Below are 24,514 nucleotides of genomic sequence, written 5' to 3'. Positions count from 1 at the left end.
TGGCCGCCCGAACTGGCCGGTGGGCGTGGGGCTGTTCGCCGCTTCTGCGCGCGGCGCTGCGGGCACCATGGCAGTTCCGCCCGCCGTCTGCCGCCGTGTCCGACCTCTCCGACCTCTCCCGCCATCTGGACTCCACCGTGCCCCAGGCCCGGGAGGGGGCGCTGCGGATGATCGGCAAGTACAAGGTGATCAAGAAGCTGGGCGAGGGCGCCACCAGCGAGGTGTTCCTGGCCTGGGACGAGTTCCACCAGCGCGAGGTGGCCATCAAGCGCACGCTGGCGCTGGCCGGCCGCAGCGCCGCCGAGCAGCATTTCGCGGCGCACTTCTTCGCCGCCGAGGCCGCGCTGGTTGGCCGTCTGAACCATCCCAACGTGGTGCAGCTGTACGACGCGGTGGAGGACGCCGACGGCCGTGCCTACCTGGTGATGGAGTATGTGGCCGGCGACACGCTGCGCGGTCACTGCGCCCCCGACCGCCTGCTGCCGCTGGAGCAGGTGGTGGAAATCGGCTTCAAATGCGCGATGGCGCTGGACTATGTGTGGCGCCAGGGCCTGATCCACCGCGACGTCAAGCCGGCCAACATCCTGACCGTCGAGGAGGCCGGTGAGCTGACCGACGTCAAGCTCACCGACTTCGGCAGCGCGCTGAACCTGACCAGTGACCGCACCCAGGTCCACCGCGTGGGCTCGCTGGCCTACATGTCGCCCGAGCAGCTGGACGGCGCCACGCTGGACTGTCGCGCCGACATCTACTCGCTGGGCGCGGTGCTCTACCACCTGGTGGCGGGCCGGCCGCCCTTCGAGGCTGAATCGCAAGGTGCGCTGCTCAACCTGATCTGCCATGCCTCGCCCGAGCCGCTGACCGGCTGCCGCGCCGGTGTGGGCGAGGAGCTCTCGCAGGTGATCTGCGGCGCGCTGGCCAAGTCGCGCGAGGACCGGCCGGCCAACTGGCAGATCTTTGCGCAGCAACTCTCGGCGCTGATCGTCAACCACCAGGTGCCGCGCGGCCGGCTGCAGCAGGTGATGGACTCGGAGCGCTTCAACCTGCTGCGCGGGCTGGAGTTCTTTGCGGATTTTGGCGACGTGCAGCTGTGGGAGGTGGTGCGGCGCGCGCGCTGGCAGCGCTTCCACTACGGCCACCGCATCTACAAGCGCGGCCAGCAGGGCCGGCAGTTCTACATCATCGCCCAGGGCGAGGTCGAGGTCTTCCGCGAAGGCCAGCGCGTGGCACGCCTGGGCGCCGGCACCTCGGTGGGCGAGATGGCCTACCTGGCGCCCAGCCCCGAGCTGCGCCGCCACGCCGCCGACGTGATCGTCAGCGAACCCTGCACGACGATCTCGTTCACACCGGATACGCTGGCCGAGCTGAGCACCGAGACCCGCCACCGCTTTGATGGCGCCTTCATCAAGGTGCTGGTGCGCCGGCTGCACGCCGCGCACGAGGCGATGGCGCATCCGCGCCGCATCCTGTAGCCCGGCACCGACACGCGGGCGGCGCATTCAACGCATCCCCCTGTCGGGGGCTTGTGTTGTCCACCAAGCAGGCGCAACCTGCGTTGTGAACCCAGGTACCCCGGCCCCTGTGGCTGCGGACCGGTTCACCACCCACGCTCCCGCACATCCTGCTAGGAAGGACCCCATGAAGCATTTGTTCACCGCCATCGCGCTGGCCGCCTGCGCCTTCACCGCGGCCGCCCAGACCGCCGCCCCGGCCGCCCCCGCCTCCGGCCCGTCGGCCGCGCAGACCGCGCAGCGCAACAAGATGAGCCAGTGCCACCAGCAAGCCGGCGACAAGAAGGGCGACGAGCGCAAGGCCTTCCTGGCCGAATGCCTGAAGGCCCGCAAGGACGGCCGCGCCGCCCAGCAAGAGAAGATGAAGACCTGCAACGCCGACGCCAAGACCAAGGCGCTCAAGGGCGATGAGCGCAAGGCCTTCATGAAGGAGTGCCTGGGTAAATAAGGCCCCCACGCTCCCTGCCGGTCGCTGCCCCCCAAGGGGGCTCATGCAGCGGACCGGCAAAGCCGGATCCGCGCATGGACCTGGATTGGGGTCCTGCCTGGATCTATCGAAGCCCGGTCTCTGGCCGGGCTTTGTCGTTTCTGTTGGGTGATGTCGGGGGTCAGGTGGTGAGCAGGCCGCGGGCCAGCAGCACGGCGAGCAGGGGGATCAGCAGCATCGCGTGCGAGGCGCGCATCACCTGGCGGCGCACGCGGGTCACCTCGTCGGCGCTGGGCAGGGTGGTGGTGGTGGCCCAACGGGTGTAGGCGCGGTGCGGGGCCACGGCGGCCCAGGCCAGCAAGGCCAGGCCCAGCAGCTTGGCCCACAGCAGCGGTTGCGCGCCGTACCAGGCCAGGCCCTTGATGCCCAGCGTCATGCGCAGCAGCCCGCTCAGCAGCAGGGCGGCCAGGCAGCCCAGGTAGATGCGATCCACCACCCGCAGGCGCTGCAGCACCGCGGCATTGAGCCATTCAGGGCGCAGCAGTGCGGCCTGGCTGGTGGAGAACACCACCATGGCCAGCACCGCGGCCAGGTGGACATAGGCGATCAGGGCCTCGGTGAACATGGCGCGATTGTCGCCGCCATGAAAAACGCCCGGCAGCACGGGGCCGCCAGGCGAAGAAGCGAATCCAACGGGTGCGGGCGCGCGGGATCAGCCGGTGATCACCCAGGCCGAGGTGCCGTAGTTGCGGCCGTTGGTGCACTCCTTGTCGGTGGGCTTGAACTTCTTGCTCCACAGCGGCAGGCTCCACTGGCCGTCGGCCTCGCGGTACGAGTAGTAGAACTGGATGTTGCTCAGGTCGTGGCCCAGCCGGCCTTCCACCACCGAGCCCAGGTCATCGCCCAGCGTGGTGCAGGTGTTGCCGTGCTGGCAGGTGATGTCGATCACGTCCTCGGTGTTGTTGCTGGCGGCGGTGGTGTCGCGGTACTTGACCTTCTTGATCTTGATCTCGTCACCCGTGTAGTGGTCGTTCTTGACGGTGAAGGTGATGTCCTGGCAGACGCCGGCCAGGCTGGGGCCGGCGATGCCCAGCGCCAGAGCGGCGGCAATGAGACGGGCGGTGAGGCTGCGCGAAACGGTCATGATGAAGCTCCTGAAGTGTGGTGGGGTACGGCGTCGGAGAACAATCGACTCCCGACACTTCAGAAGACGGGCTGGCGGGCTCCAATCCGGACGCCCTGCCTCCCCCCAAGCCTAGGGGGCCTCAGCGCAGCGCGTCAGCCAGGAACAGCCGGGCCTGCTGCCAGTCGCGGCGCACGGTGCGCTCGTTGACGTCCAGCGCGGCGGCGATCTCGGGCTCGGTCAGGCCACCGAAATAGCGCATTTCCACCACCCGGGCCATGCGCGGGTCGAGCTTGGACAGCTCGTCCAGCGCCTCATTGACGCGCAGGATCTGCTCCTCGCCGCTGGCCGCCGGCAGGTTCTCGCCCAACTGGGTGGACAGCGTGACCTGGGCCAGGTCCCCGCCGCGGCGCTCGGCCTGGCGCTCGCGCACCAGGTCGATGATGACCGAGCGCATCACGCGGCCGGCATAGGCCATGAAGCGGGCGCGGTCCGGGAAGCCTGCGTCCTTGCCGGCCAGGCGCAGGTAGGACTCGTGGACCAGCGCCGTGGTGTCGAGCATGCGCGACGGGCCGGCCCCGTGCAGCCGGGCGCGCGCCATGCGGCGCAGGTCCTGGTAAGCGGTTTCGAACAGCTCGTCCACGCCGCGCGCCCCCTCAGGCCCGTTGGTCGGCGCGGCGTTCGGTGTGGAATCGTTCATGCGGTTTCCGAACTGGCGACGGCGCATTGAACGCTGTAATGGGCACGCTGTCCATTCCCGTGAACACGGGACAGTCAGCAGCCTCAGCGGCTCCAGTAACCGGGGTCGCCGTAGCTGTGCTTGATGAAGTCGATCCACAGCCGCACCCGCAGCGGCAGGTGGCGGGCGCTGGCGAACACCGCGTAGATGCCGTTGGGCGGCGCGGCGAAGTCGTCCAGCACGCTGAGCAGGCGACCGGCGTCGATGTCGGCCTGCACCTCCCAGGTGCTGCGCCAGGCGATGCCCAGGCCCTGCAGGCACCAGGCGTGCAGCACCTGGCCGTCGCTGCAATCGAGCCGGCCGCCGGGGCGCAGGTGGGTGACGGTGCCATCCACCTGGAAGGCCCAGCCGCGGGTCTGGCTGGCGTCGGAGCTGAGCGTCAGGCACTGGTGGCGGCCCAGCTCGGACGGATGCTGCGGCGTGCCGGCCACGCGCAGGTACTCGGGCGTGGCCACGCACAGGCGGCGGTTGTCGGCCAGGCGCACGCCCACCAGGCTGGAGTCGGGCAGATCGCCCACCCGCACCGCGCAGTCGAAGCCCTCGTTGACGATGTCCACCACCCGGTCCGACAGGTTCAGCGACAGGCTCACCTCGGGGTGCTGGGCCAGGAAGGCCGGCACCAGCGGCGCCACGTGGCGGCGCCCGAAACCGGCCGGCGCGGTCACTCGTAAGTGACCACTGGCTTTCACGCCACCCGCGGATACGCTGGCCTCGGCATTGTTGAAGTCCACCACCAGGCGCTGGCAATCTTCCAGAAAGGCGCTGCCCTCGTGGGTGAGCGTGACACGCCGCGTGGTGCGCAGCAGCAGCTTCACGCCCAAGCGCTCTTCCAGCGCGTCCATGCGCCGGCCGATCACCGCCGGGGCCACGCCCTCGGCCAGCGCGGCGGCCGTCAGGCTGCCCTTGGTGGCCACGGCGACGAAGGTTTCGATCTGCTTGAGGCGGGGCATGGGTGGGCTGACTTTTGCGTTCAAGTCATGAATCCATGACTTTTCAGGGTATTAATCGCTGGCCAAGTATCGAATAAATTGCGAGCATGGAGAAGAGGCCCCCGCCCCGCGCCGTGCTGTTCGACGCCTACGGCACGCTGTTCGATGTCTACAGCGTGGCGCTGGAGGCTGGCCAGCTCTTCCCCGGCCGCGGCGACGCGCTGGCCCAGCTGTGGCGCGACAAGCAGATCGAATACACCCGCCTGGTGTCGATGAGCGGCCCGCAGCACTACCGCCCGTTCTGGGAGATCACCCGCGAGGCCCTGCTGTTCTCGGCCGAGAAGCTGGGCCTGATGCTGTCGCCCGAGGCCGAGCTGCGCCTGCTCAATGCCTACCGCCACCTGTCGGTCTTCCCCGAGAACCACGGCGTGCTGCAGGCCCTGAAGGCGCGCGGAATCCCCACCGGCATCCTCAGCAACGGCGACCCCGAGATGCTGGCCGTCACCGTCAAGGGCGCCGGCCTGGGCGGCCTGCTCGACCATGTGCTGAGCGTGCACCCCACGCGCCGCTACAAGACCGACCCCGCCGCCTACCAGGTGGGCGTGGACGCGCTGGGCGGGCCGGCGCGCGAGCTGCTGTTCGTCTCCAGCAATGGCTGGGACGCGATCGGCGCCACCTGGTTCGGCTTCACCACGCTGTGGGTCAACCGCAGCGGTGCGCCGCTGGAGCGTCTGGGCACCGCCCCCCACCACACGGGCAGCACGCTGCGCGATGTGCTGACCCTGTTTCCCTGATTCGCCACTTTTCTTCTCCGACGAGGTTTGACATGACCGCACGCACCACCGTCCACGGCCTGCAAGTGGCCACCGAGCTGCACCGCTTCATCGAGGAGCAGGTGCTCCCCGGCACCGGCGTCGACGCCGCCGCCTTCTGGCAGGGCTTCGACCAGATCGTCGCCGACCTGGCGCCGAAGAACGCCGCCCTGCTGGCCGAGCGCGACCGCCTGCAGGCCGAGCTGGACGCCTGGCACACCAAGCACCCCGGCCCGATCAAGAACATGGGCAAGTACCGCGCCTTCCTGGAGAAGATCGGCTACCTGGTGCCGGTGCCCGCCAAGGTCAAGGCCACCACCAGGAACGTCGACGCCGAGCTGGCCCTGCAGGCCGGCCCGCAGCTGGTGGTGCCCATCACCAACGCCCGCTACGCGCTGAACGCCGCCAACGCCCGCTGGGGCAGCCTGTACGACGCGCTGTACGGCACCGACGCGCTGCCCGAGACCGACGGTGCGACCAAGGGCCCCGGCTACAACCCGGTGCGCGGCGCCAAGGTCATCGAATACGCCCGCCACGTGCTGGACCGCTGCGTGCCGCTGAAGAAGGGCTCGCACCTCGAGTCCACCGCCTACCGCGTGGTCGACAACCAGCTGGCCGTGACCCTGAAGAACGGCAGCACCGTCGGCCTGAAGAACCCGGCCCAGTTCGTCGGCTTCCAGGGCGAGATGGGCGAGCCCAGCGCCGTGCTGCTGAGCCACCACGGCCTGCACATGGACCTGCGCATCGACCGCAGCACCACCATTGGCGCCAGCGACGCGGCCGGTGTCTGCGACCTGGTGCTGGAGTCGGCGCTGTCGACGATCCTGGACCTGGAAGACTCGGTGGCCGTGGTCGACGCGCAGGACAAGGTGCTGGCCTACGGCAACTGGCTGGGCATCTTGAAGGGCACGCTGACCGAGGAAGTCAGCAAGGGCGGCAAGACCTTCACCCGCGGCCTGAACCCCGACCGCCTCTACACCGGCCCGCGCGGCGAGGACGTGGCCCTGCACGGCCGCAGCCTGCTGTTCGTGCGCAATGTGGGTCACCTGATGACCAACCCGGCCATCCTGTGGGGCGACGGCGCCAAGGAGATCCCCGAGGGCATCATGGACGCGGTCATCACCACGACCATCGCGCTGCATGACCTGAAGGGCAACGCCACCGCCGGTATCCGCAACAGCCGCAAGGGCTCGGTCTACATCGTCAAGCCCAAGATGCACGGCCCGGCCGAAGTGGCCTTTGCCTGCGAGCTGTTCACCCGCGTGGAGCAGCTGCTGGGCCTGCCCAAGGCCACCGTCAAGCTGGGCATCATGGACGAGGAGCGCCGCACCAGCGTCAACCTCAAGGCCTGCATTGCCGCCGCCGCCGACCGCGTGGCCTTCATCAACACCGGCTTCCTGGACCGCACCGGCGACGAGATGCACACCGCCATGCGCGCCGGAGCGATGATGCGCAAGGGCGACATGAAGACCAGCGCCTGGATCCAGGCCTATGAGCGCTCCAACGTGCTGGTGGGCCTGGAGTGCGGCCTGCGCGGCAAGGCGCAGATCGGCAAGGGCATGTGGGCCATGCCCGACCTGATGGCCGCGATGCTGCAGCAGAAGATCGGCCACCCCAAGGCCGGCGCCAACACCGCCTGGGTGCCCAGCCCCACCGCCGCCACACTGCACGCGCTGCACTACCACCAGGTGGACGTGTTCAAGGTGCAGAAGGAGCTGGAAAAGACCGATGTCGATGCGGTGCGCGAAGAGATCCTCACCGGCCTGCTGACCATCCCCGTGGTGAAGAAGGCCAAGTGGAGCGATGCCGAGAAGCAGCAGGAGCTGGACAACAACGCCCAGGGCATCCTGGGCTACGTGGTGCGCTGGGTGGACCAGGGCGTGGGCTGCTCCAAGGTGCCCGACATCCACAACGTGGGCCTGATGGAAGACCGCGCCACGCTGCGCATCTCCAGCCAGCACATGGCCAACTGGCTGCTGCACGGCGTGGTCACCAAGGACCAGGTCAAGGCCACGCTCAAGCGCATGGCCAAGGTGGTGGACCAGCAGAACAAGGGCGACAGCGCCTACACGCCGATGGCCAAGAACGCCAAGGGCGCCGCCTACCAGGCCGCCTGCGACCTGGTCTTCAAGGGCGTGGCCCAGCCCAGCGGCTACACCGAGCCGCTGCTGCACGCCTGGCGCCTGAAGGTGAAGGCCGGCGCCTGATCACGGCGGCGACCTGAGCACGACAACGGCGCCCTGCGGGGCGCCGTTGTGCTTGGGCGATGGCCCAGGCCGTCAGGGGGCGACCGAGCAGGTCGAGCCCAGCACGCCCTGGCCCTCGCCACCGTCCAGCACCACGCTGGCGATGCGCTCGGTGGCGGGCGGCACCAGGATCACGTCGAAGACGTTCTCGTTGTTGACCAGCTCGCTGCTCAGCGTCTGGCCGGCATCGTTGAGCGCGCGCACCCGCACCACCTCGGTGGGCGACAGCAGCAGGCGCATCCGCACCCGCATGCCGGCCACATGCGACTCGGGCATCGTGATCACCAGCCCGCGCGGGTCGAAGCTGAAGCCATGCAGCACCTGGCCGTTGACGGCCGTGAGGTCGCGCACCGTCGGGGCGACGCCGCCGCTGCGGTCCTTGAAGCGAAAGCCCTTGATCCTGAACTTGTCGGGCATCACGGTGCCAGCGTCGACGGCGTCCACGTTGGCGCAGCGGGTGGCGGCCTGGGCAGGCGCCAGCGCGGACAGGGCCAGCAGCGTGGCGGCGAGCAGGGCGGGGCGGATCATCGGCATCTCCTCATGCGTGGGTGGGTGATACCTCAGAGAACGTGATCCGAGCGCCGATCCGGACACGCGGCGGCCAGCGCCACAGCCCGAAAAGACACAGGCGCCCCGCAGGGCGCCTGGGCGGGGGGCAGCCGGGCTCAGCGCATGGCGCAGACGCCGTTGACCACGCCCTCGTTGGCGCCGCCCTTGACCTGCACCATCGTGATCGGCGCGGACACGGCGCTCAGCGTCACCGTGTGCATGATGTCGTCGCTGGGCAGGATCAACACGTCCTGCACGCCGCCCGCGGCGTCCAGCGCCTCGATCTGCAGACCCGCGCCGGCAAACGCGCCGATGCGCAGCTCCACGGCCAGCGACGGACCGGGCAGCGTGATGCGCAGACCGCGCGGGTCAAACTGCATGCCGTGCACCGGCTGGCCGATCAGGTCGCTGAACACGTTGACGAAAGGCGCGAAGCCGCCGCTGCGATCCTGGAACTTGAACTTGTTGAGCTTGAACTTCTCCATCAGCGGGAAGTTGTCGGGGAAGGCGAGGAAGTCGGTGCAGCGCACCGCCGCCTGGGCGGTGGGCAGCGCAGCCAGGGCGAGCAGGGCGGCGGCGATCAGGGTGCGGCGGGACATGGCGGACTCCTCAAGAAGTGGGTGGATACCTCAGAGAACGCGATGGGAGCGCGGATCCGGACATGGGGCCAGCGGGGTGATCCACCGTGCCCCCAAATTTGCAGGTGCCATTGGGGGCGATGGCGCTACCGCGTGGGCGGAGCCGTCTGGCGCGGCGGTCAAGCTTAGGACTCGAGAGAGAGCCAGGCGATTGGGGGCGATCGCGATGTCTTTTGGCAGGCTGGCTCCTCGCGATGCGAAGACGTCATTCATGGATCGCCACCCCTTGGCAAGAGCCGCTTAGCGCCGCCACAATCAGCTGCAACAGACATCCGGTTTTCCGGGAAGAATGAACTGCATGGGGATGCAGTTCGCGAGGAAAGAGTCATGTGCGACAACGGCCGCTCGACGGATGACCGCTAAGTGATAAAACGGAAGCGATCAGCGATCGCAGGATGCTGCGCCCTATGACAAGACGTTTTGCCCCTTTCGGCGGGACGCGCCGCTAAACTTGCCGAGTCATGTCCGATTCTCACCGTGTGATTGAAGGCGAACGGTTTGACTCACCACTGATGCTGCGTGGTGCGATCGATGCCGAACCAGAGCGCTACATCGCCGAGAAGCCCTACGAACTAACGAAGTTCGAATTCGCCGTGCTTCGTCGACGTACGTCCTCTGAATTTTGGTTCACCCTGTGCGCCGGCGCGACTGCGGGTGTTGTCATATCGATCGCGGGCAAGGCTCTTTCGGCGCTTCTTGACAAGAAGGCTCCCACGATTGAATCGTGGGAACTCTGGGCAATTGCAGCCGGCGTGCTTGCCTCGCTCGTTATTAAGTTCGTCCACTCGCAGGAAGATAGTGATCGGTTCAAACTCGAAGAAGTTATCGACGGCCACTTCACAATTAATAAGCTTCGCCGGGTACACCTCACTGCGAACCCGGATTTACAATGACGCCCCTCGACCTGCCATCGCAATACGAGCCGTTCACTAGGGTGCGCATCGGCTCGAACATGCTTGAGAACGTGAAGGCGCTCGCCACGGTGGGCGGCAACGTCCCTTTGCTCATCGGCAACGGGGCTACTCCACGTGTCTGGCTTTCCATACCAGCAGACAGAACGGGTTCGCGCTGGTATCCACTAGTTAAGGACAACTTCTCATCGCATCCTGACGTCAAGGTTGAGGCATTCCCAAAGAGAATCGTTGTCCGCACACCGCAGGGAGTTGTGCTTAGCGCCCTACGCGGAAACGAAACGGTACTCAATGTGCAGAAATTGGATCTTCGACCCTTCGGATTGAACATTTACTCCGACGAGAGTGCACTCTACGTCATGGGGAACACATTGGCGAAGAATCAATTCCGCAATGTGTCTGTTGTCATCGGTGTCGAAACAGGGGCATGACACCTCAGTCGAGGCGAAGAATTTCAGCAAGCTGCAATTTGCACGTCACCTCGAACGTCAGGCCCAAAATTAGAAGTGGCGCTCCATCTCAAAATACTCACACCACAAACCATGAAAATATTTATCTCTTGGTCGGGCGAAAAAAGCAGACAAATTGGCGAGGCATTCAGAAATTGGTTGCCAGAAGTAATTCAGTCGGTGCGACCATACTTCACCCCTGATGATGTGGCAAAAGGCCAACGCTGGGCAACAGAGATTGCGGAGAATCTGCACAATAGCCAGTTTGGTCTATTCTGCCTTACTGCCGAAAATCTCACGGCGCCTTGGCTGTTATTTGAGGCGGGTGCAGTATCGAAGGATAGTCGAAATGGAAAGGTCTGCCCTCTGCTCTTCGGGGTAGATTCAGCGCAATTGGCTGGGCCATTGCTGCAATTCCAAGCCACGCCATACTCAAGAGACGAGGTGTTCAAGTTTATGAAGGTGGTGAACGCTGAGACTGCCACTCCATTAACCGAGGTGCAATTGGAGAGAGCCTTTGATCGATGCTGGAACGAGCTCGACGATAACATTCAAAGCATCCTTAGCTCAAAATCACCGGACCTAACTCCGGCCCCTCGAAGCCTCCAGGATATGGTCGAGGAAACATTGAGCATCGTTCGATCCATATCCTTTAACCCCGCCCCTCCAGTAGATGACGGGTCGGTCAATCACTGGCTTGTATTGCTACAGAATGCAATAGATTATGGCTACAATACACTGAGGGTAACTGAAAAAGCAGAGCAGGCTGTAGTATTGGATCAACTCAACTGTTTACAGGCGTACTTGAGGCTAACAGCGAACCTAATAACTCCAAAAATCAAACCTGCAAAGACATTTCCAAAATACTCGGCTCAAATGACCAAATTAATGGCAAGTCTTGATGAGCGCATAAAGAGTCTGACGATTGCGCTAGATATTCCCTTTTAGGAAGGTTTTGAGGGTGTGCCATCAAGGCCTGACAGGCCGTTCAACGCGGAGGCCAATATGGTCCATGCTTCCGGACGGACCAAAGTTACTCCGAAGGAACTGCCTGAAGTGCTGGGTGGTCTGATGCGTAACACGACATCATCTTGTGCTCACGGCGCGACCACCCTCCCCATCTGCCTGACCACCAAGCCCAGCACCCCCACCGTCAGCACGTTACACATCAGCGCCGGGGCATCAGCACTTCCACCGCGTCCATGACCTCGGCGCCCAGCACGCGGCCCAACAGCGTGCTCTGAGCCTCACTGGCAGCAACAGCTGGCAGGCCAGTTCGCCGAGGGTGCTGAGCAGCTGCAGCAGCGGGATCAGCGACACGGCCAGCACCATCAGGCTGGCGCCGGCCTGGGCCTCCTTGACGCCGCGGCCGTGGATTGCCAGGGCCATCATCACGGCGGCCGGCAGGCCCGCCAGCGGCAGCAGCAGGGTCAGGAAGGCGGCAGCAGCAGCCCGCTCAGCCGTAGGTCGGAAACGGCGCCACGATATCCCGCACGGCGGCGCGCACCCGCGACTCGGTCGCTGCCTGGTCGTCGGATCGGCTGCGCAGGCCCTCCAGCACCTCGGCGATCAGGTCGCCGACCTGCTCGACCTGCGCCTGCCCCAGGCCCCGCGTGGTCGCGCCCGACAGGCCGAAGCGCAGCCCCGACATCACCTTCAGATCGGCCGCGTCCGAGGGGATGGGGTTCATGTTGGCGATGATGCCGGCGCGCTCCAGGCTCTGGGCGGCGGGTGCGCCGGTCAGGCCCTGGGCGCGCAGGTCCACCAGCATCAGCGGCGTGTCGGTGCCGCCGCCCACCAGATCGAAGCCGTGCTGCTGCAGCCGCCGCGCCAGCGCGCGCGCATTCGCCAGCACGGCCTGGGCGTAGTGGGCGAATGAGGGCTGCAGCGCCTCGCCCAGCGCCACCGCCTTGCCGGCGACGATGTGCAGCGAGGGCGTGCCCTGCAGGCCGGGGAACACCGCGTTGTTGATCGGCTTGCGCAGGGCCTCGTCGTTCCACAGGATGATCGCCCCGCGTGGACCGCGCAGCGACTTGTAGGTGGTGGTCGTGACGATGTCGGCGTGGGGGAAGGGACTCTCGTGCGCGCCGCCCGCCACCAGGCCCGCGAAGTGCGCCATGTCCACCAGCAGCTTGGCCCCACCGGCGTCGGCGGCGCGCCGCAGCGCCGCGAAATCCAGCGCCCGCGGGTAGGCCGAGCCCCCGGCGATCAGCAGCCTGGGCCGGTGCTGGCGCGCCAGCGCGATGACCTCGTCGTAGTCGATCAGGCCGTCGTTGGCGCGCACGCCATAACTGACGATGCGGAACCACTGGCTGCTGGCGTTCGCGTCGGCGCCGTGGCTGAGGTGGCCGCCGGCGTTCAGGTTCATCGACAGGATGGTCTCGCCGGGCCGGGCCACGGCATGCAGCACCGCATGGTTGGCCTGGCTGCCCGAATGCGGCTGCACATTGGCAAAGCGACAGCCGAAGAGCTGGCAGGCGCGGTCGATGGCCGCCTGCTCGATGACGTCGACGTTCACGCCGCCCGCGTGGTAGCGCTTGCCGGGATAGCCCTCGACGGTCTTGTTGGTCAGGATCGAGCCCTGCACCTCCAGCACCGCCCGGCTGACGATGTTCTCCGAGGCGATCAGCTCGATCACATCGCGGGTGCGGGTCTTCTCGCGGGCGATGGCCTGGGCGATCAGCGGATCGGTCTGCTCGACCCCGGCGCTGAAGTAGCCGTCGGGCAGGAGGGCGGGCGGCATGGCGGGGTGCTCCGGGGGATGGGCCTCAGGCGCCGAAAGCGCGGCCCTTCAAGCCCAGCAGGGCGTCCTTCAGGCCCGCATCGGCCGGCGCCTGGCCCAGCCAGATGCTCATCAGCACGTTGAAGAACTCGGGCTCCTTGATCGGCTCGATCTCGGGCTTGCCGTTGACCACCACCACCGTGCCCTGGCCGGGCAGGAAGTCGACGCTGAAGGAATCGCCGGCCGCCAGCTTCTTCTTGCGGGCGAACAGCTCGGCCAGCTTCAGCGTGCCCGGGATGGACTTGGCGAACTCCTGGCGCGAGGCGTTCTTCTCCATGCCCTGGGTGAAGAGCTTGCCCAGCTCGTTGGCGTCGATCTCGCGCAGCATCACGATGTGCAGGCGGCGCGGGCCGGGCGTGGTGTAGACCGCCTCTGGCGTGGTGGCCGGCCGGCCCAGGTACAGGCCGGCGGTGTAGACCTTGAAGATGGCCTTGTAGCGGATGCCCGCGCCGTTGAGCTGCAGCCGGCTGCCGGCCACGGTCTCGAAGGCGTCGTAGCGCACGCCGGCGAGCTCCACCGGCGGCGGATCGGCCGCGCGGACGCTCCAGGGGGACAGGGCCAGCGCCGCCGCCAGGGCGGGCAGCATCGAACGACGTCTCATGGTGGGCACTCCTCGGGTACTGCCGGTGCTCTGTGGTGGCCGCGGGCCCGGTCGGCCTGCAGCGGGCGCGAGTGTCGCCAATGCCGGGCGGCCTGTAAACCGGGGGAACGCAAGAGACCCTGGGAGTCGCTGCGCTACACTCGGGCGCATGTTCACCTCGCGCACATGGATGGCGTCGTCGATCGACCGGGGAGCCTGGCCCTGGCGTCGCTGGCTGGCCTGATCCTTTGCCGCCTGCCTGAGCGCCCGTGACCGGGCCCGCCAGCGCGCCGGTTTCCTGCCGCGGCCCCGCACGCCGCCGCCCCCGACACCTCTGCCCGAGCCGTTACCTGCTGCCGCCTGCGCAGCCGGCCGGGCCCCGTCAAGGACCCGACCCGTGATCACCGAACTCGAATTCAAGAGCCTGGCCGACGAGGGCTACAACCGCATCGCGCTGATCGCCGAGGCCTTTGCCGACCTCGAAACCCCGCTGTCGCTGTACCTGAAACTGGCCGGCGGCCACAAGCACAGCTTCCTGCTCGAATCCGTCGTGGGCGGCGAGCGCTTCGGCCGCTACAGCTTCATCGGCCTGCCGGCCCGCACCCTGCTGCGCGCCACCGACGGCGTGACCGAGGTGGTCACCGACGGCGCCGTGGTCGAGCGCCATGAGGGCAACCCGCTGGACTTCGTGGCCCAGTACCAGCAGCGCTTCAAGCCGGCGCTGCGCCCGGGACTGCCGCGCTTTTGCGGCGGCCTGGCCGGCTACTTCGGCTACGAGACCGTGCGCTACATCGAGAAGAAGCTGGCCGGCGTGAAGAAGCCCGGCGGCATCGGCACGCCCGACATCCTGCTGCTGCAGACCGAGGAGCTGGCGGTCATCGACAACCTCTCGGGCCGGCTGTACCTGATCGTCTGGGCCGATCCGTCGCAGCCCGAGGCCTACTTCAAGGGCAAGAAGCGCCTGGCCGAGCTGAGCGACAAGCTGCGCTACAGCGTCACCGCACCCCAGGTGAAACGCGGCGCCAGCCACGCGGTGGAGCGCGAGTTCGCCAAGGCCGATTTCGAGCGCGCGGTGCTCAAGGCCAAGGAGTACATCGCCGCGGGTGACTGCATGCAAATCGTCATCGGCCAGCGCCTGAAGAAGCGCTACACCGAGAGCCCGCTGTCGCTGTACCGCGCGCTGCGCTCGCTGAACCCCAGCCCCTACATGTACTACTACGACATGGGCGACTTCCAGATCGTCGGCGCCAGCCCCGAGATCCTGGTGCGGCAGGAAGCGCGGCCCGAAGGCCAGGTGGTCACCATTCGTCCGATCGCCGGCACCCGCCCGCGCGGCGCCACGCCCGAGCAGGACCGCCAGCTCGAGGCTGATCTGCTGGCCGACATGAAGGAGCGCGCCGAGCATGTGATGCTGATCGACCTGGCGCGCAACGACGTGGGCCGCATCGCCCAGACCGGCAGCGTCAAGGTCACCGAGGCCTTCGGCATCGAGCGCTATTCGCACGTGATGCACATCGTCAGCAACGTCGAAGGCCTGCTGCAGCCGGGCCTGAGCGCGCTGGATGTGCTCAAGGCCAGCTTCCCGGCCGGCACGCTCAGCGGCGCACCGAAGATCCATGCGATGGAGATCATCGACGAGCTGGAGATCTCGCAGCGCGGCATCTACGGCGGTGCCTGCGGCTACCTCAGCTTTGCCGGCGACATGGACGTGGCCATCGCCATCCGCACCGGCATCGTCAAGGACAACACGCTGTACGTGCAGGCCGGCGCCGGCGTGGTGGCCGACTCGGTGCCCGAGCTGGAATGGAAGGAAACCGAGGCCAAGGCGCGCGCGGTGATCCGCGCGGCGGAGCTGGTCGAAGAAGGCTTCTGATTGCCGGGCGCGGTGGTGCGCTCAGCGCCACCACCAGGCGCGCAGGTGCGACAGCCCGGCGGCGCCCAGGCAGGCCGCCACCACCAGCGGCGCGGCACCGGCTTCGTGCAGTCGCCAGGCCAGCACCAGACCGGCGCCGGCCAGCACCGAGCGCAGGCGCTGAGGCGGCGCGGGTGAGCGCCACAGCAGCCACGCGGCCTCAGCGGCCATCAGCACCAGGATGAGGTTGAGCAGCCAGGGCAGCCAGAGCGCGGGCAGGGCGGGCATCACGGGCCGAACGGCGGATTCAGATCCACCACCGCGCGGTTGAGGGTGGCGGCAAAAGCCACCCAGGCCAGGTAGGGCAGCAGCAGCAGCGCCGCCCGGCGCGAGCGCGGCCAGCTGATCACCACCAGCAGCGCGATCGAGGCCCACAGCCAGCCCACCTCGGCCAGCGCCCAGTCGGGCCGGCGCAGGCGGAAGAACAGCAGGCTCCACCCCACGTTCAGGCAGGCGTTCAGGCTCCAGGCCAGCAGCAGGTTCAGGCGCTGCGCGCGGGTGCTGCTGGCTTGCCAGACCTCGGCGGCAGACAGCGCGCACAGCGCGTAGATCAGCGTCCAGACCGGGCCGAACCAGGCGTCGGGCGGCTGCCAGGGCGGGCGCTGCAGGCTGGCGTACCAGGGGCCGATGTCGGTGGACAGCCCGCCCAGCGCGGCCACAGCCAGCGCAGCGGCGGCGGCGGCCAGCCGCGCGCGGGTGACAGGACTCATACGCGCGCCAGACCCAGCAGGTGCGCCACGTCCTTGGCAAAGATGCGCAGATGCGCCATGGGCTTGGCGCGCACCAGGCGCTTGTTCATGTAGGCGTCAAAGGTGAGTTGCTGCACGTCGCGGTCGCGGCAGATGCTGACGAAGCGCTCGCGCAGGCGGTCGTTGCGGTACCAGAACCACTGCATCGCCCCCAGCACCCAGAACACCCGGCCGTGCTCGCGCAGGAAGCGCGCGCGCGCCTGGCGCAGGTCGCGCACGTCGCCACTGGCCAGGAAGGCCAGCGCCGCCTCGGCCGCCAGGCGCCCGCCCAGCATCGCGTAGTAGATGCCCTCGCCTGAGGCTGGCGCCACCACGCCAGCGGCGTCGCCGGCCAGCAGCACGTCCTGGCCGTCGTCCCAGCGCGGCAGCGGCTTGAGCGGCAGCGGCGCGCCCTCGCGGCGCAGGGTGGCGGCCGCGGCCAGGCCGCTGGCCTCGCGCAGCCGGCCCACCGCAGCGCGCAGCGAGAAACCCTGCTCGGCACTGCCGGTGCCCACGCTCATCGTGCGGCCGTGCGGGAAGATCCAGGCGTAGAAATCGGGCGACAGGCTGCCGCGGTAGATCACGTCACAGCGCTCGGGGTCGACGCCCGGCGGCGTGTCGATGATCTCGTGGTACGCGAAGACGAAGCGACCGCGGTCCCAGCCCGGCACCGTGCCGCGCGCCACCGCCGAGTTGGCGCCGTCGGCACCGATCACGCAGCGGGTGCGAAAACGCAGGTCGGCGCCACTGGCACTGCGCGCGTGCACCACGCGCACGCCGTCGCCGTCGCGGCCCAGGCTCTCGAAGCGGGCGGTGCAGCGCTCGGCACCCGCGGCCTCGGCGCGCTGGCGAAGCCATTCGTCGAAGTGCTCGCGGTCGACCAGGCCCACATAGCCGTTCTCGATCGGGATGTCGACATGCTGGTTCGAGGGGGCCACCATGCGCGCGCAGCGCGCCTTGGCCACCAGCAGCGATTCGGGGATGTCGAAGTCGCGCATCAGGCGCGGCGGGATCGCGCCGCCGCAGGGCTTGATGCGGCCGGCGCGGTCGATGAGCAGCACGCGCTTTCCGGCGCGCGCGGCCTCATGGGCCGCGGTGGCACCGGCCGGGCCGCCGCCCACCACCACCAGATCCAGCGGGCGCGGCGCGTTCATCGCGGCACCTGCGCGGTGGTGGCGCCGGGCAAGGCCGTTGGCGCGGGCGCGGCACGGGCGCGGCGCCGTCCGGCAGCGATGCCGGCGGCGGCCACGAACATCGCCGCCTCCAGCGCGAAGACGCTGGCGTAGGCGCTGCCCGGCTGCCCGAAGACCCAGCGCGCCAGGTCGCTGGCGCCGGTGCCGACCAGACCGCCCAGGCCGAAGGCGATGCCCTGCGCGGCACCGAACAGGCCCATGCGCACGCCCTCGCGGCCGCCGCCCTGGGCGCCCGCCAGGTGCATCATCGAGCCGATCGCGGCGATCGAGAACGCCCCATTGGCCGCCCCCAGCAGCCACACATTCAGGCGGAACGGCCACTCGGGCCCGACCAGCGCCGCCATCACCAGGCCGGCCATGGCCAGGGCCGAGGCGATGCAGCCACCCACCGTCCAGCCGCGCAGGCTGCCCAGGCGCAGGCCGCGCCACTGGCTGCCGGCGAAGGCCGCGGCCAGCATGCCCACCAGCACGCCGCCGTGCTGCAGGCCCGCCAGGCTGGTGGTCTGGCCCGGCGTGTAGCCCAGCACCTGGCCGGCAAAGGGCTCCAGCACCAGGTCTTGCGCCGCATACGCCAGCATCGACAGGAAGACGAAGACCGAGAAGCGGCGCGCGTCGTCGTCGGCCCAGACCTCACGCAGCGCGTTGCGAAAGGCCTGCGCGTCGGGCTGGGCCGCGTCGGGTTCGGTGCGGGGCGCGGCGTGGCCCTCCAGGCCCCACAGCGCCAGCACCGTGATCAACACCGCCAGCAGCGCCACGCCGCTGGTCACCTGCACCAGGCGTGCGGGGCTGTAGGGGTCGAGCAGCCGGCCGGTGACGCCGGCCGTGACGGCAAAGCCGACGATCATCATCAGCCAGACCACGGTGGCCGCGCCGGCACGGCGCGCCGGCGCCACCCGCTTGGCCAGCAAGGTCAGCAAGGCGGTGCCGCACGCGCTGACGCCCAGGCCGATCAGCACAAAGCCCAGCGCCGCCAGCGCCGCGCCCGGCCCGGGCTCGGTGCCCATCCAGGCCGTGGCCAGCGCGGCCAGCACGCCACCCAGCGCCAGCACCAGCATGCCGCCGATGATCCAGGGCGTGCGGCGCCCGCCCACATCGCTGCCATGGCCCATGCGCGGGCGGGTGATCTGCACCGCGTGGTGCAGCGCCACCAGCAGGCCCGGCAGCAGCGCGGGCAGGGCCAGCTCCACCACCATCACGCGGTTCAGCGTGGAGGTGGTCAGCACCACGATCGCGCCCAGCGCGGCCTGCACCAGACCGAGCCGGGCCACCTGGGGCCAGCCGAAGAAGGGGTTCATCGCGGGAGTCCTTTCATGCGTGCCGGGCGCTCACACCAGGCCGCGCAGCGCGAACGCGCTGACCAGCATGCCCAGCACGAACAGCGGCACGCCAAAGCCGCTGTACCAGGTGGCCTGGGCGCGGGGATTGGCCAGGAAGCGCTGCATCATCCGCGCCTGCGCCAGGATCAGGCCGCCCACTGCCGCTGCATGCCAGGGCGCCTGCCACAGCAGCAGCAGGCCCACCACCACGGCCTGCGGCAGCAGCATCGTCAGGCAGGCGGCGCGCGCCGCACCGCGCACGCCCAGGCGCACCGGCAGCGAGCCGATGCCGGTGGCGCGGTCGCCCTCAATGGACTTGAAGTCGTTGAGCGTCATGATGCCGTGCGCGCCCAGGCTGTAGAGCAGGGCCAGCGCGACGGAGCGGCCGTGCGGCATCGTGCCCCAGGCCATCACCGCGGCCCCGGTGACCCAGGCCAGGCCCTCGTACGACAGCGCGCAGGCGGCATTGCCCCACCAGCCATTGCGCTTCAGGCGCAGTGGCGGCGCGCTGTAGGCCCAGGCCAGCGCCAGGCCCATGACCGCAGCCCCAAAGCCCCAGTCGCCCAGCGGCAGCGCGGCCAGCAGCGACAGCCCGGTCCAGATCAACGCCACATACAGGCCCCAGCGGCCGGGCATGCGGCCCGAGGGGATGGGGCGTTGGGGCTCGTTGATGGCGTCGACCTCGCGGTCGAACCAGTCGTTCACCGCCTGGCTGGTGGCACAGACCAGCGGCCCGGCCAGCAGCACCCCCAGCAGCACCAGGCCCCAGCGGCCGTCCAGCGGCAGACCCGAGGCCACGACGCCGCAGCCGAAGGCCCACATCGGCGGGAACCAGGTGATCGGCTTGAGCAGCTCGGCCACGGTGGCCAGGGAGGGACGGCTGGCAGCAGGCATGTCTGCATTCTTTGATTGACACGTTGTGGTGTCAAGAGTAATTTACAGGGTGAGGGCGCCGTCCCGGAGCCGCACCGAGCCATCACGATGAACCACCCCGCCCCGCTGCGCCTGTGGCGCGCCCTGCCGCCCCAGCGACGCTCGCCCGCCGGCCCGGCGGTCTGGCGCGCGCCGGTGTCGGTGATGGGGGAACAGGTGCGGTGGTGGGAGCGTCTGCTGCCCTGGGTGCCGTCGGGCGCTGCGGCGCCGCGGCCGCCAGGCTCGTTCTACGGCTGAGGGCCGGGCGGCCCGGGCCGGATCAGCGCGCGGCGCTGTCGGCGCCGGCTTCGGCCATGCCGTAGCGGCGCAGCTTCACGTACAGGCTCTGGCGCGACAGGCCCAGCATCTCGGCGGCCGAGGCCCGGTTGCCCTGGGTCAGCTGCAGCGCGGCTTCAATGCACAGCTGCTCGATCAGGTCGGTGGACTCGCGCACCAGGTCGCGCAGCGGCATGCGCCCGACCAGCTGGGTGAGCTGCTCGACCGAGCGCGGCATGCCCTTGGTGGTGGTTTCTTCCTGGCCCAGCCGACGGCCGACATGGCGGATGTTGAAGGCCACGCAGGGCGGTTCGGCCTCGGGGGCGGTGACGGCGGAGATCTCGACATCGGCGTCCACGCCCAGCTCGCCATGCACCACGGTGTTGAACAGGCGCAGCGTGCCCTGCTGGCGCAGCGCGGCCAGCATCACGTTGAGGTCGACACCGGGGCGGCCCAGCCAGCGCTCGATCGACTCGCCGATCAGGTGCTCCTCGCGGGTCATCTGGGCCAGCTCGACGAAGGCCTTGTTGGCCATCAGCACGCGGCCGTCGGGCGAGGTGACGACAAAGCCGTCCGGCAGGCCCTGCACCAGCTGCGACAGCGCCAGCTCGCGCGCGCCCTCGACGCCGCCGGCCTGCAGCGGCCGCATGCGCACCAGGATCATCGTGCGCTCGTCCTGCGTGAACAGGCTGGCGCTGACCACCACGTCCAGGCGGCGTGGCGTGGTCACGCGCAGGCGCTGGTCCTCGCCGCGGCCACTGGAGCGCACGCGGTCGAGCAGGGCATCGAGCTCGCGCACCACGCGGTCGGGCAGGCCCACGCCCAGCACCTGGCCCACCAGGCGGCGCGAGGGCTGGCCCAGCAGCTCCAGCGCCATCGGGTTGGCTTCCAGCACGCGCAGGTCGCTGGCGTCGACGATCAGGATGGCGTCGGTGGCGCGCTCGAACAGCAGGCGGTAGCGCGCCTCGACATTGCGCAGGCGCAGGTAATCGCGCTCGACCGCGTGTTGCGCGTCGACCAGGCGCTGCTGCAGCTTGGCCACGCTGCGCAGGTCGCGGCCCAAGGCCAGCACGCGGCCTTGCTCGCCCACCGGCATCGCGCGGTACATGACCGGGAAATCGCCGCCCTGGCCCAGCGGGTGGTTCACATGGCGCCACTGCGGATTGCCGGTCTCGCTGAGCAGCGACTCGACCTTGGTGCGGCTCTCCGGGGTGACCACATCCACCCAGGGCCGGCCGACCCAGCCGCCCGGTACGTCGTGGGGCAGGCCGTTGACACTGGTGGAGACGTCCTCGACCACGCCCTGGTGGTCAACGATCAGCGCGATGTCCGAGGCGGTCCAGATCAGCGACGCCGCCGCATCCGGCGCGAGCGCCTGCAGCGAGCGTTCGGGTTGGTCGAAGGTGTGTCCGACGGCCGCGGTGGGCTTGGAGCTTTTGCCGGCGCGTGTCAACGGGCGTCGTGTGCTCACCGGTTCGAATCCCGCGCGGTCATCAGGGCGTCAGCAACAAAAAGGGCTTGTCGGGCATCAGTGGCACCGGCGTCTGCACCCAGCGCCTGTGCCAATTCGGGACGGGATAATACCAGCGGCCCACCGAGGAGAACGATCAGCGGGTAACGGGCTTCTTGGCGCAGCCGCGCGATCAAGGCCTTGAGGCTGTCGGCCTGGCGATCGCTGCCGATGGAAAAGCCGATCACATCGAAGCTGTGGCTGCGCACCAGCGACAGCAGGCCGGCCTCGGCCTTGGGTTCATCGGCGCAGACATCCCAGCCCGAAGCGCGGAAGAAATCGCGCACCATCGACAGGCCCAGCGTGTGCTGCTCGCCCGGCGCCGGCGCGAACAGCGCGCTGCGGGTGGGGCGGGCGGCCTGCGGCGAGGCGGGCAGGCGCTCGGCGATGCTGCGCAACAGGCCCTGCAGCCGGCCCAGGCCGATCGTGACCTGGGTGAAGTCGCACTGGTCGGCCGACCACAGATCGCCCAGCCGCCGCGCGGCCGGGGCCAGCAACTCCAGGCACAGCGTGGGCGCAGGCACACCGTGGTCCAGCAGGTACAGCGCATGCTGCATGGCCTGCTCGTAGCCCTGCAGCACGTGCTCGGTGAATCGTTCGACCTCGTGGCCATCCAGCGTCATGCCGCTGCCCGGCAGCGTCGACGACATCAGCGCGTCGTGCTGCCGATGCAGCAGCATCAGGCGCGGAATGATCTGGTGCTCGACCGTGTCGAGCAGGGCAGCCGAATGGGCTGACAGCAGGTCATCGGCCCGCACACCCAGACAGCTGTCGTCCCCCAGTGGCGGCCGGGTGGGGGGCGGCGCGTGACCCCGGTTCCAGGAACCCATGCACATCTCCTCAACGCTGATGCTCGGCACAGCGACCCAGGTGCATTGTCGGGCTCTGTCGGTAGACCATCCCCCTAGATCAGAAGTCCCGGGGAGGGAGGGGCCGCGGGCCCCTGCGCTGCGTTGCACTGATTGCCGTCGTGTCGGTTCATATCAGGCGCCGACGCTCCAACCGAGCTTGTACGCCGCCTGAGGGTGGATGTCAAAGCAGGCGTACCGCTGCCCGCCGGGAGATCCGACCCGGGTGCAACCGTAGCGTCAATTTAAATTAACGTCAATCATCATTGACACCGCTGCTGCGGCGATCTAGATTGGGTCGCCTGCCCATTGCGGGCCCGATGCACCTGCCCCGCCCGCCGTGAGCCCCTCCCCCCTTCGCCCCCCCGTCGCAGCCCCGCTGTACACGCCCCAGGAGCGTCTGCGCCGCGACGCCTCGCCCTGGACCCTGGTGCAGGGCGTGCTGGCGCCGCTGCAGTTCGGCGTGTTCCTGGTGAGCCTGGCGCTGGTGTTGCGCTCGCTCGACAGCGGTGCCCACGAATCGGCCGCGCTGATCTCGGTGGGCGTGAAGACCGCGGTGCTCTACCTGATCATGGTCACCGGCTCGATCTGGGAAAAACAGGTCTTCGGCGTCTGGCTGTTCGCGCGCCCCTTCTTCTGGGAAGACGTGTTCAGCATGCTGGTGCTGGCGCTGCACACCGCCTACCTGCTGGCCTGGTCGCAGGGCTGGCTGGGCACACGCGGCCTGCTGCTGCTGGCGCTGGCGGCCTATGCCAGCTACCTGGTCAACGCCGGCCAGTTCGTCTGGAAGCTGCGCCTGGCGCGGCTGCAGGCGTCGCCCACGCTGGCTGTGGCGAAGGGGCTGTCATGAACGGTCCCGCCCCGGTGTTCCAGCTGCTGCCCGAGTCGGTGCTGCGCGAGCGTGGCCAGCGCGAGGTCTTCTGCGGCCTGACCGGCATCGTCTGGCTGCACCGCAAGATGCAGGACGCCTTCTTCCTGGTGGTGGGCTCGCGCACCTGCGCCCACCTGCTGCAGTCGGCGGCGGGGGTGATGATCTTTGCCGAGCCGCGCTTCGGCACCGCCATCCTCGATGAGCGCGACCTGGCCGGCCTGGCCGACGCGCACGACGAGATCGACCGCGTGGTGGCCGATCTGCTGGCGCGCCGCCCCGACATCCGCACGCTGTTCCTGGTGGGTTCCTGCCCGTCCGAGGTCATCAAGCTCGACCTGGCGCGCGCCGCCGAGCGGCTCAACGGCCGCGTCACGCCCGGCGTGCGCGTGCTGAACTACAGCGGCAGCGGCATCGAGACCACCTTCACCCAGGGCGAGGACGCCTGCCTGGCGGCGCTGGTGGCCGAGCTGCCGCGCGCCGCGGCCGATGCGCCGCCCTCGCTGCTGGTGGCCGGCGCGCTGCCGGATGTGGTCGAGGACCAGCTGAGCCGCCTGCTCAGCGCCATCGGCATCCCCGCCGTGCATTTCCTGCCGGCACGCCGCCGTGGCGAGCTGCCGGCGGTCGGTCCGTCGACCCGGCTGCTGCTGGCCCAGCCCTTCCTGGCCGACACCGCCCGCGCACTGTCCGCGCGCGGCGCGCGCCACCTGCCGGCGCCGTTCCCGTTCGGCATCGAAGGCACCACCGCCTGGCTCGAAGCCGCGGCCGCCGCCTTCGGCATCGGCCCCGAGGTGGTCGAGCGCGTCACCCGCCCAGCGCGCGAGCGCGCCCAGGCCGCGCTGGCACGCCACCGCCCGCTGCTGGCCGGCAAGCGCGTCTTCTTCTTCCCCGACTCGCAGCTGGAGGTGCCGCTGGCGCGCTTCCTGAGTCGCGAGCTGGGCATGGCACTGGTCGAGGTGGGCACGCCCTACCTGCACCGCCAGCACCTGGCGCCCGAGCTGGCCTGGCTGCCCGCGGGCACCCAGCTGTCGGAGGGCCAGGACGTCGACCGCCAGCTGGACCGCTGCCGCGCCGCGCAGCCCGACCTGGTGGTCTGCGGCCTGGGCCTGGCCAATCCGCTGGAGGCCGAGGGCCTGACCACCAAGTGGTCGATCGAGCTGGTCTTCACCCCCGTGCACGGCTACGAGCAGGCCGGCGACCTGGCCGGCCTGTTCGCCCGCCCCCTGGACCGCCGCCAGCGGCTGGCCGCCTGACA

Annotated in this window: 27 protein-coding genes; 11 read left to right on the top strand and 16 right to left on the bottom strand. The window is 69.0% G+C overall.

Annotation, left to right across the window (positions count from 1 at the left end):
• The first annotated feature begins 95 nt into the window (after nt 1-95).
• Both KAK06_RS16445 and KAK06_RS16440 read left to right on the top strand, forming a co-directional pair.
• Nucleotides 96-1,472 carry a serine/threonine-protein kinase gene (locus tag KAK06_RS16445; RefSeq protein ID WP_310741109.1) on the top strand — a complete coding sequence of 459 codons (1,377 nt, stop codon included), beginning with the start codon at nt 96-98 and terminating at the stop codon, nt 1,470-1,472.
• A gap of 166 nt (nt 1,473-1,638) precedes the next feature.
• Nucleotides 1,639-1,959 carry a PsiF family protein gene (locus KAK06_RS16440; RefSeq protein WP_210803223.1) on the top strand — a complete coding sequence of 107 codons (321 nt, stop codon included), beginning with the start codon at nt 1,639-1,641 and terminating at the stop codon, nt 1,957-1,959.
• Nucleotides 1,960-2,119: 160 nt separating this feature from the next.
• On the opposite strand, the gene KAK06_RS16435 is transcribed toward KAK06_RS16440, so the two are convergent.
• From KAK06_RS16435 to KAK06_RS16420, 4 genes are all read right to left on the bottom strand, one after another.
• Nucleotides 2,120-2,563 (bottom strand): DUF2214 family protein, encoded by a 444-nt coding sequence (locus KAK06_RS16435; RefSeq protein WP_210803222.1) that lies wholly within the window; start codon nt 2,561-2,563, stop codon nt 2,120-2,122.
• A gap of 87 nt (nt 2,564-2,650) precedes the next feature.
• Nucleotides 2,651-3,082 (bottom strand): hypothetical protein, encoded by a 432-nt coding sequence (locus KAK06_RS16430; RefSeq protein WP_210803221.1) that lies wholly within the window; start codon nt 3,080-3,082, stop codon nt 2,651-2,653.
• 121 nt (nt 3,083-3,203) lie between these two features.
• Nucleotides 3,204-3,761, bottom strand: coding sequence for an ECF-type sigma factor (locus KAK06_RS16425; protein ID WP_210803220.1), 558 nt, complete (start codon nt 3,759-3,761; stop codon nt 3,204-3,206).
• Nucleotides 3,762-3,844: 83 nt separating this feature from the next.
• Complete coding sequence (locus tag KAK06_RS16420; protein WP_210803219.1) at nt 3,845-4,750, bottom strand: LysR family transcriptional regulator; 906 nt, start codon at nt 4,748-4,750, stop codon at nt 3,845-3,847.
• Nucleotides 4,751-4,836: 86 nt separating this feature from the next.
• On the opposite strand from KAK06_RS16420, the gene KAK06_RS16415 reads away from it, so the two are divergent.
• Nucleotides 4,837-5,523, top strand: a complete 687-nt coding sequence (locus KAK06_RS16415) for a haloacid dehalogenase type II (protein ID WP_210803218.1) — start codon at nt 4,837-4,839, stop codon at nt 5,521-5,523.
• A gap of 32 nt (nt 5,524-5,555) precedes the next feature.
• On the top strand, nt 5,556-7,748 hold the full coding sequence (locus KAK06_RS16410) for a malate synthase G (protein WP_210803217.1): 2,193 nt from the start codon (nt 5,556-5,558) through the stop codon (nt 7,746-7,748).
• 72 nt (nt 7,749-7,820) lie between these two features.
• Here the strand turns inward: KAK06_RS16410 and KAK06_RS16405 are convergent, their stop codons facing one another.
• Together KAK06_RS16405 and KAK06_RS16400 are read right to left on the bottom strand one after the other, a co-directional pair.
• Nucleotides 7,821-8,315 carry a hypothetical protein gene (locus KAK06_RS16405; RefSeq protein WP_210803216.1) on the bottom strand — a complete coding sequence of 165 codons (495 nt, stop codon included), beginning with the start codon at nt 8,313-8,315 and terminating at the stop codon, nt 7,821-7,823.
• Nucleotides 8,316-8,452: 137 nt separating this feature from the next.
• On the bottom strand, nt 8,453-8,935 hold the full coding sequence (locus KAK06_RS16400; protein ID WP_210803215.1) for a hypothetical protein: 483 nt from the start codon (nt 8,933-8,935) through the stop codon (nt 8,453-8,455).
• Nucleotides 8,936-9,435: 500 nt separating this feature from the next.
• Here KAK06_RS16400 and KAK06_RS16395 point away from each other — a divergent pair, with 500 nt between their 5' ends.
• The 3 genes from KAK06_RS16395 to KAK06_RS16385 all read left to right on the top strand — a co-directional run bounded on the left by KAK06_RS16395 (nt 9,436) and on the right by KAK06_RS16385 (nt 11,282).
• Nucleotides 9,436-9,867 (top strand): hypothetical protein, encoded by a 432-nt coding sequence (locus tag KAK06_RS16395; RefSeq protein ID WP_210803214.1) that lies wholly within the window; start codon nt 9,436-9,438, stop codon nt 9,865-9,867.
• Nucleotides 9,864-10,316, top strand: a complete 453-nt coding sequence (locus KAK06_RS16390) for a hypothetical protein (protein WP_210803213.1) — start codon at nt 9,864-9,866, stop codon at nt 10,314-10,316. The genes KAK06_RS16395 and KAK06_RS16390 overlap by 4 nt, the downstream gene beginning before the upstream one ends.
• A gap of 111 nt (nt 10,317-10,427) precedes the next feature.
• Nucleotides 10,428-11,282, top strand: a complete 855-nt coding sequence (locus tag KAK06_RS16385; protein ID WP_210803212.1) for a TIR domain-containing protein — start codon at nt 10,428-10,430, stop codon at nt 11,280-11,282.
• Nucleotides 11,283-11,516: 234 nt separating this feature from the next.
• Here the strand turns inward: KAK06_RS16385 and KAK06_RS16380 are convergent, their stop codons facing one another.
• The 3 genes from KAK06_RS16380 to KAK06_RS16370 form a co-directional block, all read right to left on the bottom strand.
• A complete protein-coding gene (locus tag KAK06_RS16380; RefSeq protein ID WP_210803211.1) occupies nt 11,517-11,726 on the bottom strand; it encodes a hypothetical protein in 210 nt (69 codons plus the stop codon).
• Nucleotides 11,727-11,790: 64 nt separating this feature from the next.
• The gene (gene glyA, locus KAK06_RS16375) at nt 11,791-13,077 is read right to left on the bottom strand and encodes a serine hydroxymethyltransferase (RefSeq protein WP_210803210.1); all 1,287 of its coding nucleotides are present in this window, start codon (nt 13,075-13,077) and stop codon (nt 11,791-11,793) included.
• 25 nt (nt 13,078-13,102) lie between these two features.
• Entirely contained in the window at nt 13,103-13,717 is a 615-nt protein-coding gene (locus KAK06_RS16370; protein WP_210803209.1) for a chalcone isomerase family protein, read from the bottom strand.
• A 376-nt stretch (nt 13,718-14,093) separates the two neighbouring features.
• Here KAK06_RS16370 and trpE point away from each other — a divergent pair, with 376 nt between their 5' ends.
• Nucleotides 14,094-15,569 carry an anthranilate synthase component I gene (gene trpE / locus KAK06_RS16365; RefSeq protein WP_210803208.1) on the top strand — a complete coding sequence of 492 codons (1,476 nt, stop codon included), beginning with the start codon at nt 14,094-14,096 and terminating at the stop codon, nt 15,567-15,569.
• A 21-nt stretch (nt 15,570-15,590) separates the two neighbouring features.
• Here the strand turns inward: trpE and KAK06_RS16360 are convergent, their stop codons facing one another.
• Genes KAK06_RS16360 through chlG form a run of 5 tightly spaced genes read right to left on the bottom strand, consistent with a single transcriptional unit; the run spans nt 15,591 to nt 19,739 of the window.
• Nucleotides 15,591-15,836, bottom strand: a complete 246-nt coding sequence (locus KAK06_RS16360; protein ID WP_210803207.1) for a hypothetical protein — start codon at nt 15,834-15,836, stop codon at nt 15,591-15,593.
• Entirely contained in the window at nt 15,836-16,318 is a 483-nt protein-coding gene (locus KAK06_RS16355) for a TspO/MBR family protein (RefSeq protein WP_210803206.1), read from the bottom strand. Before KAK06_RS16355 ends, KAK06_RS16360 begins: the two co-directional genes overlap by 1 nt.
• A complete protein-coding gene (locus KAK06_RS16350) occupies nt 16,315-17,490 on the bottom strand; it encodes a geranylgeranyl diphosphate reductase (RefSeq protein WP_210803205.1) in 1,176 nt (391 codons plus the stop codon). Before KAK06_RS16350 ends, KAK06_RS16355 begins: the two co-directional genes overlap by 4 nt.
• A complete protein-coding gene (locus tag KAK06_RS16345) occupies nt 17,487-18,824 on the bottom strand; it encodes a BCD family MFS transporter (protein WP_210803204.1) in 1,338 nt (445 codons plus the stop codon). The genes KAK06_RS16350 and KAK06_RS16345 overlap by 4 nt, the downstream gene beginning before the upstream one ends.
• A 30-nt stretch (nt 18,825-18,854) precedes the next feature.
• A complete protein-coding gene (chlG, locus tag KAK06_RS16340) occupies nt 18,855-19,739 on the bottom strand; it encodes a chlorophyll synthase ChlG (RefSeq protein ID WP_210803203.1) in 885 nt (294 codons plus the stop codon).
• 87 nt (nt 19,740-19,826) lie between these two features.
• Between chlG and KAK06_RS16335 the strand changes: the two genes are divergently transcribed.
• On the top strand, nt 19,827-20,015 hold the full coding sequence (locus tag KAK06_RS16335; protein ID WP_210803202.1) for a hypothetical protein: 189 nt from the start codon (nt 19,827-19,829) through the stop codon (nt 20,013-20,015).
• Between the two features lie 22 nt (nt 20,016-20,037).
• Here the strand turns inward: KAK06_RS16335 and ppsR are convergent, their stop codons facing one another.
• Both ppsR and KAK06_RS24590 read right to left on the bottom strand, forming a co-directional pair.
• Nucleotides 20,038-21,504 (bottom strand): transcriptional regulator PpsR, encoded by a 1,467-nt coding sequence (gene ppsR, locus KAK06_RS16330; RefSeq protein ID WP_310741108.1) that lies wholly within the window; start codon nt 21,502-21,504, stop codon nt 20,038-20,040.
• Nucleotides 21,501-22,373, bottom strand: a complete 873-nt coding sequence (locus KAK06_RS24590; RefSeq protein ID WP_210803201.1) for a cobalamin B12-binding domain-containing protein — start codon at nt 22,371-22,373, stop codon at nt 21,501-21,503. The genes ppsR and KAK06_RS24590 overlap by 4 nt, the downstream gene beginning before the upstream one ends.
• Nucleotides 22,374-22,731: 358 nt before the next feature.
• Between KAK06_RS24590 and bchF the strand changes: the two genes are divergently transcribed.
• Together bchF and KAK06_RS16315 are read left to right on the top strand one after the other, a co-directional pair.
• Complete coding sequence (gene bchF, locus KAK06_RS16320; RefSeq protein ID WP_210803200.1) at nt 22,732-23,241, top strand: 2-vinyl bacteriochlorophyllide hydratase; 510 nt, start codon at nt 22,732-22,734, stop codon at nt 23,239-23,241.
• On the top strand, nt 23,238-24,512 hold the full coding sequence (locus KAK06_RS16315; RefSeq protein ID WP_210803199.1) for a ferredoxin:protochlorophyllide reductase (ATP-dependent) subunit N: 1,275 nt from the start codon (nt 23,238-23,240) through the stop codon (nt 24,510-24,512). The genes bchF and KAK06_RS16315 overlap by 4 nt, the downstream gene beginning before the upstream one ends.
• Nucleotides 24,513-24,514 lie beyond the last annotated feature (2 nt).

Source organism: Ideonella aquatica (genome assembly GCF_018069755.1).
GTDB lineage: Bacteria > Pseudomonadota > Gammaproteobacteria > Burkholderiales > Burkholderiaceae_C > Ideonella > Ideonella aquatica.
Note: the sequence above shows the minus strand (reverse complement) of the source record. Positions and strands in the feature narration are given on the sequence as shown.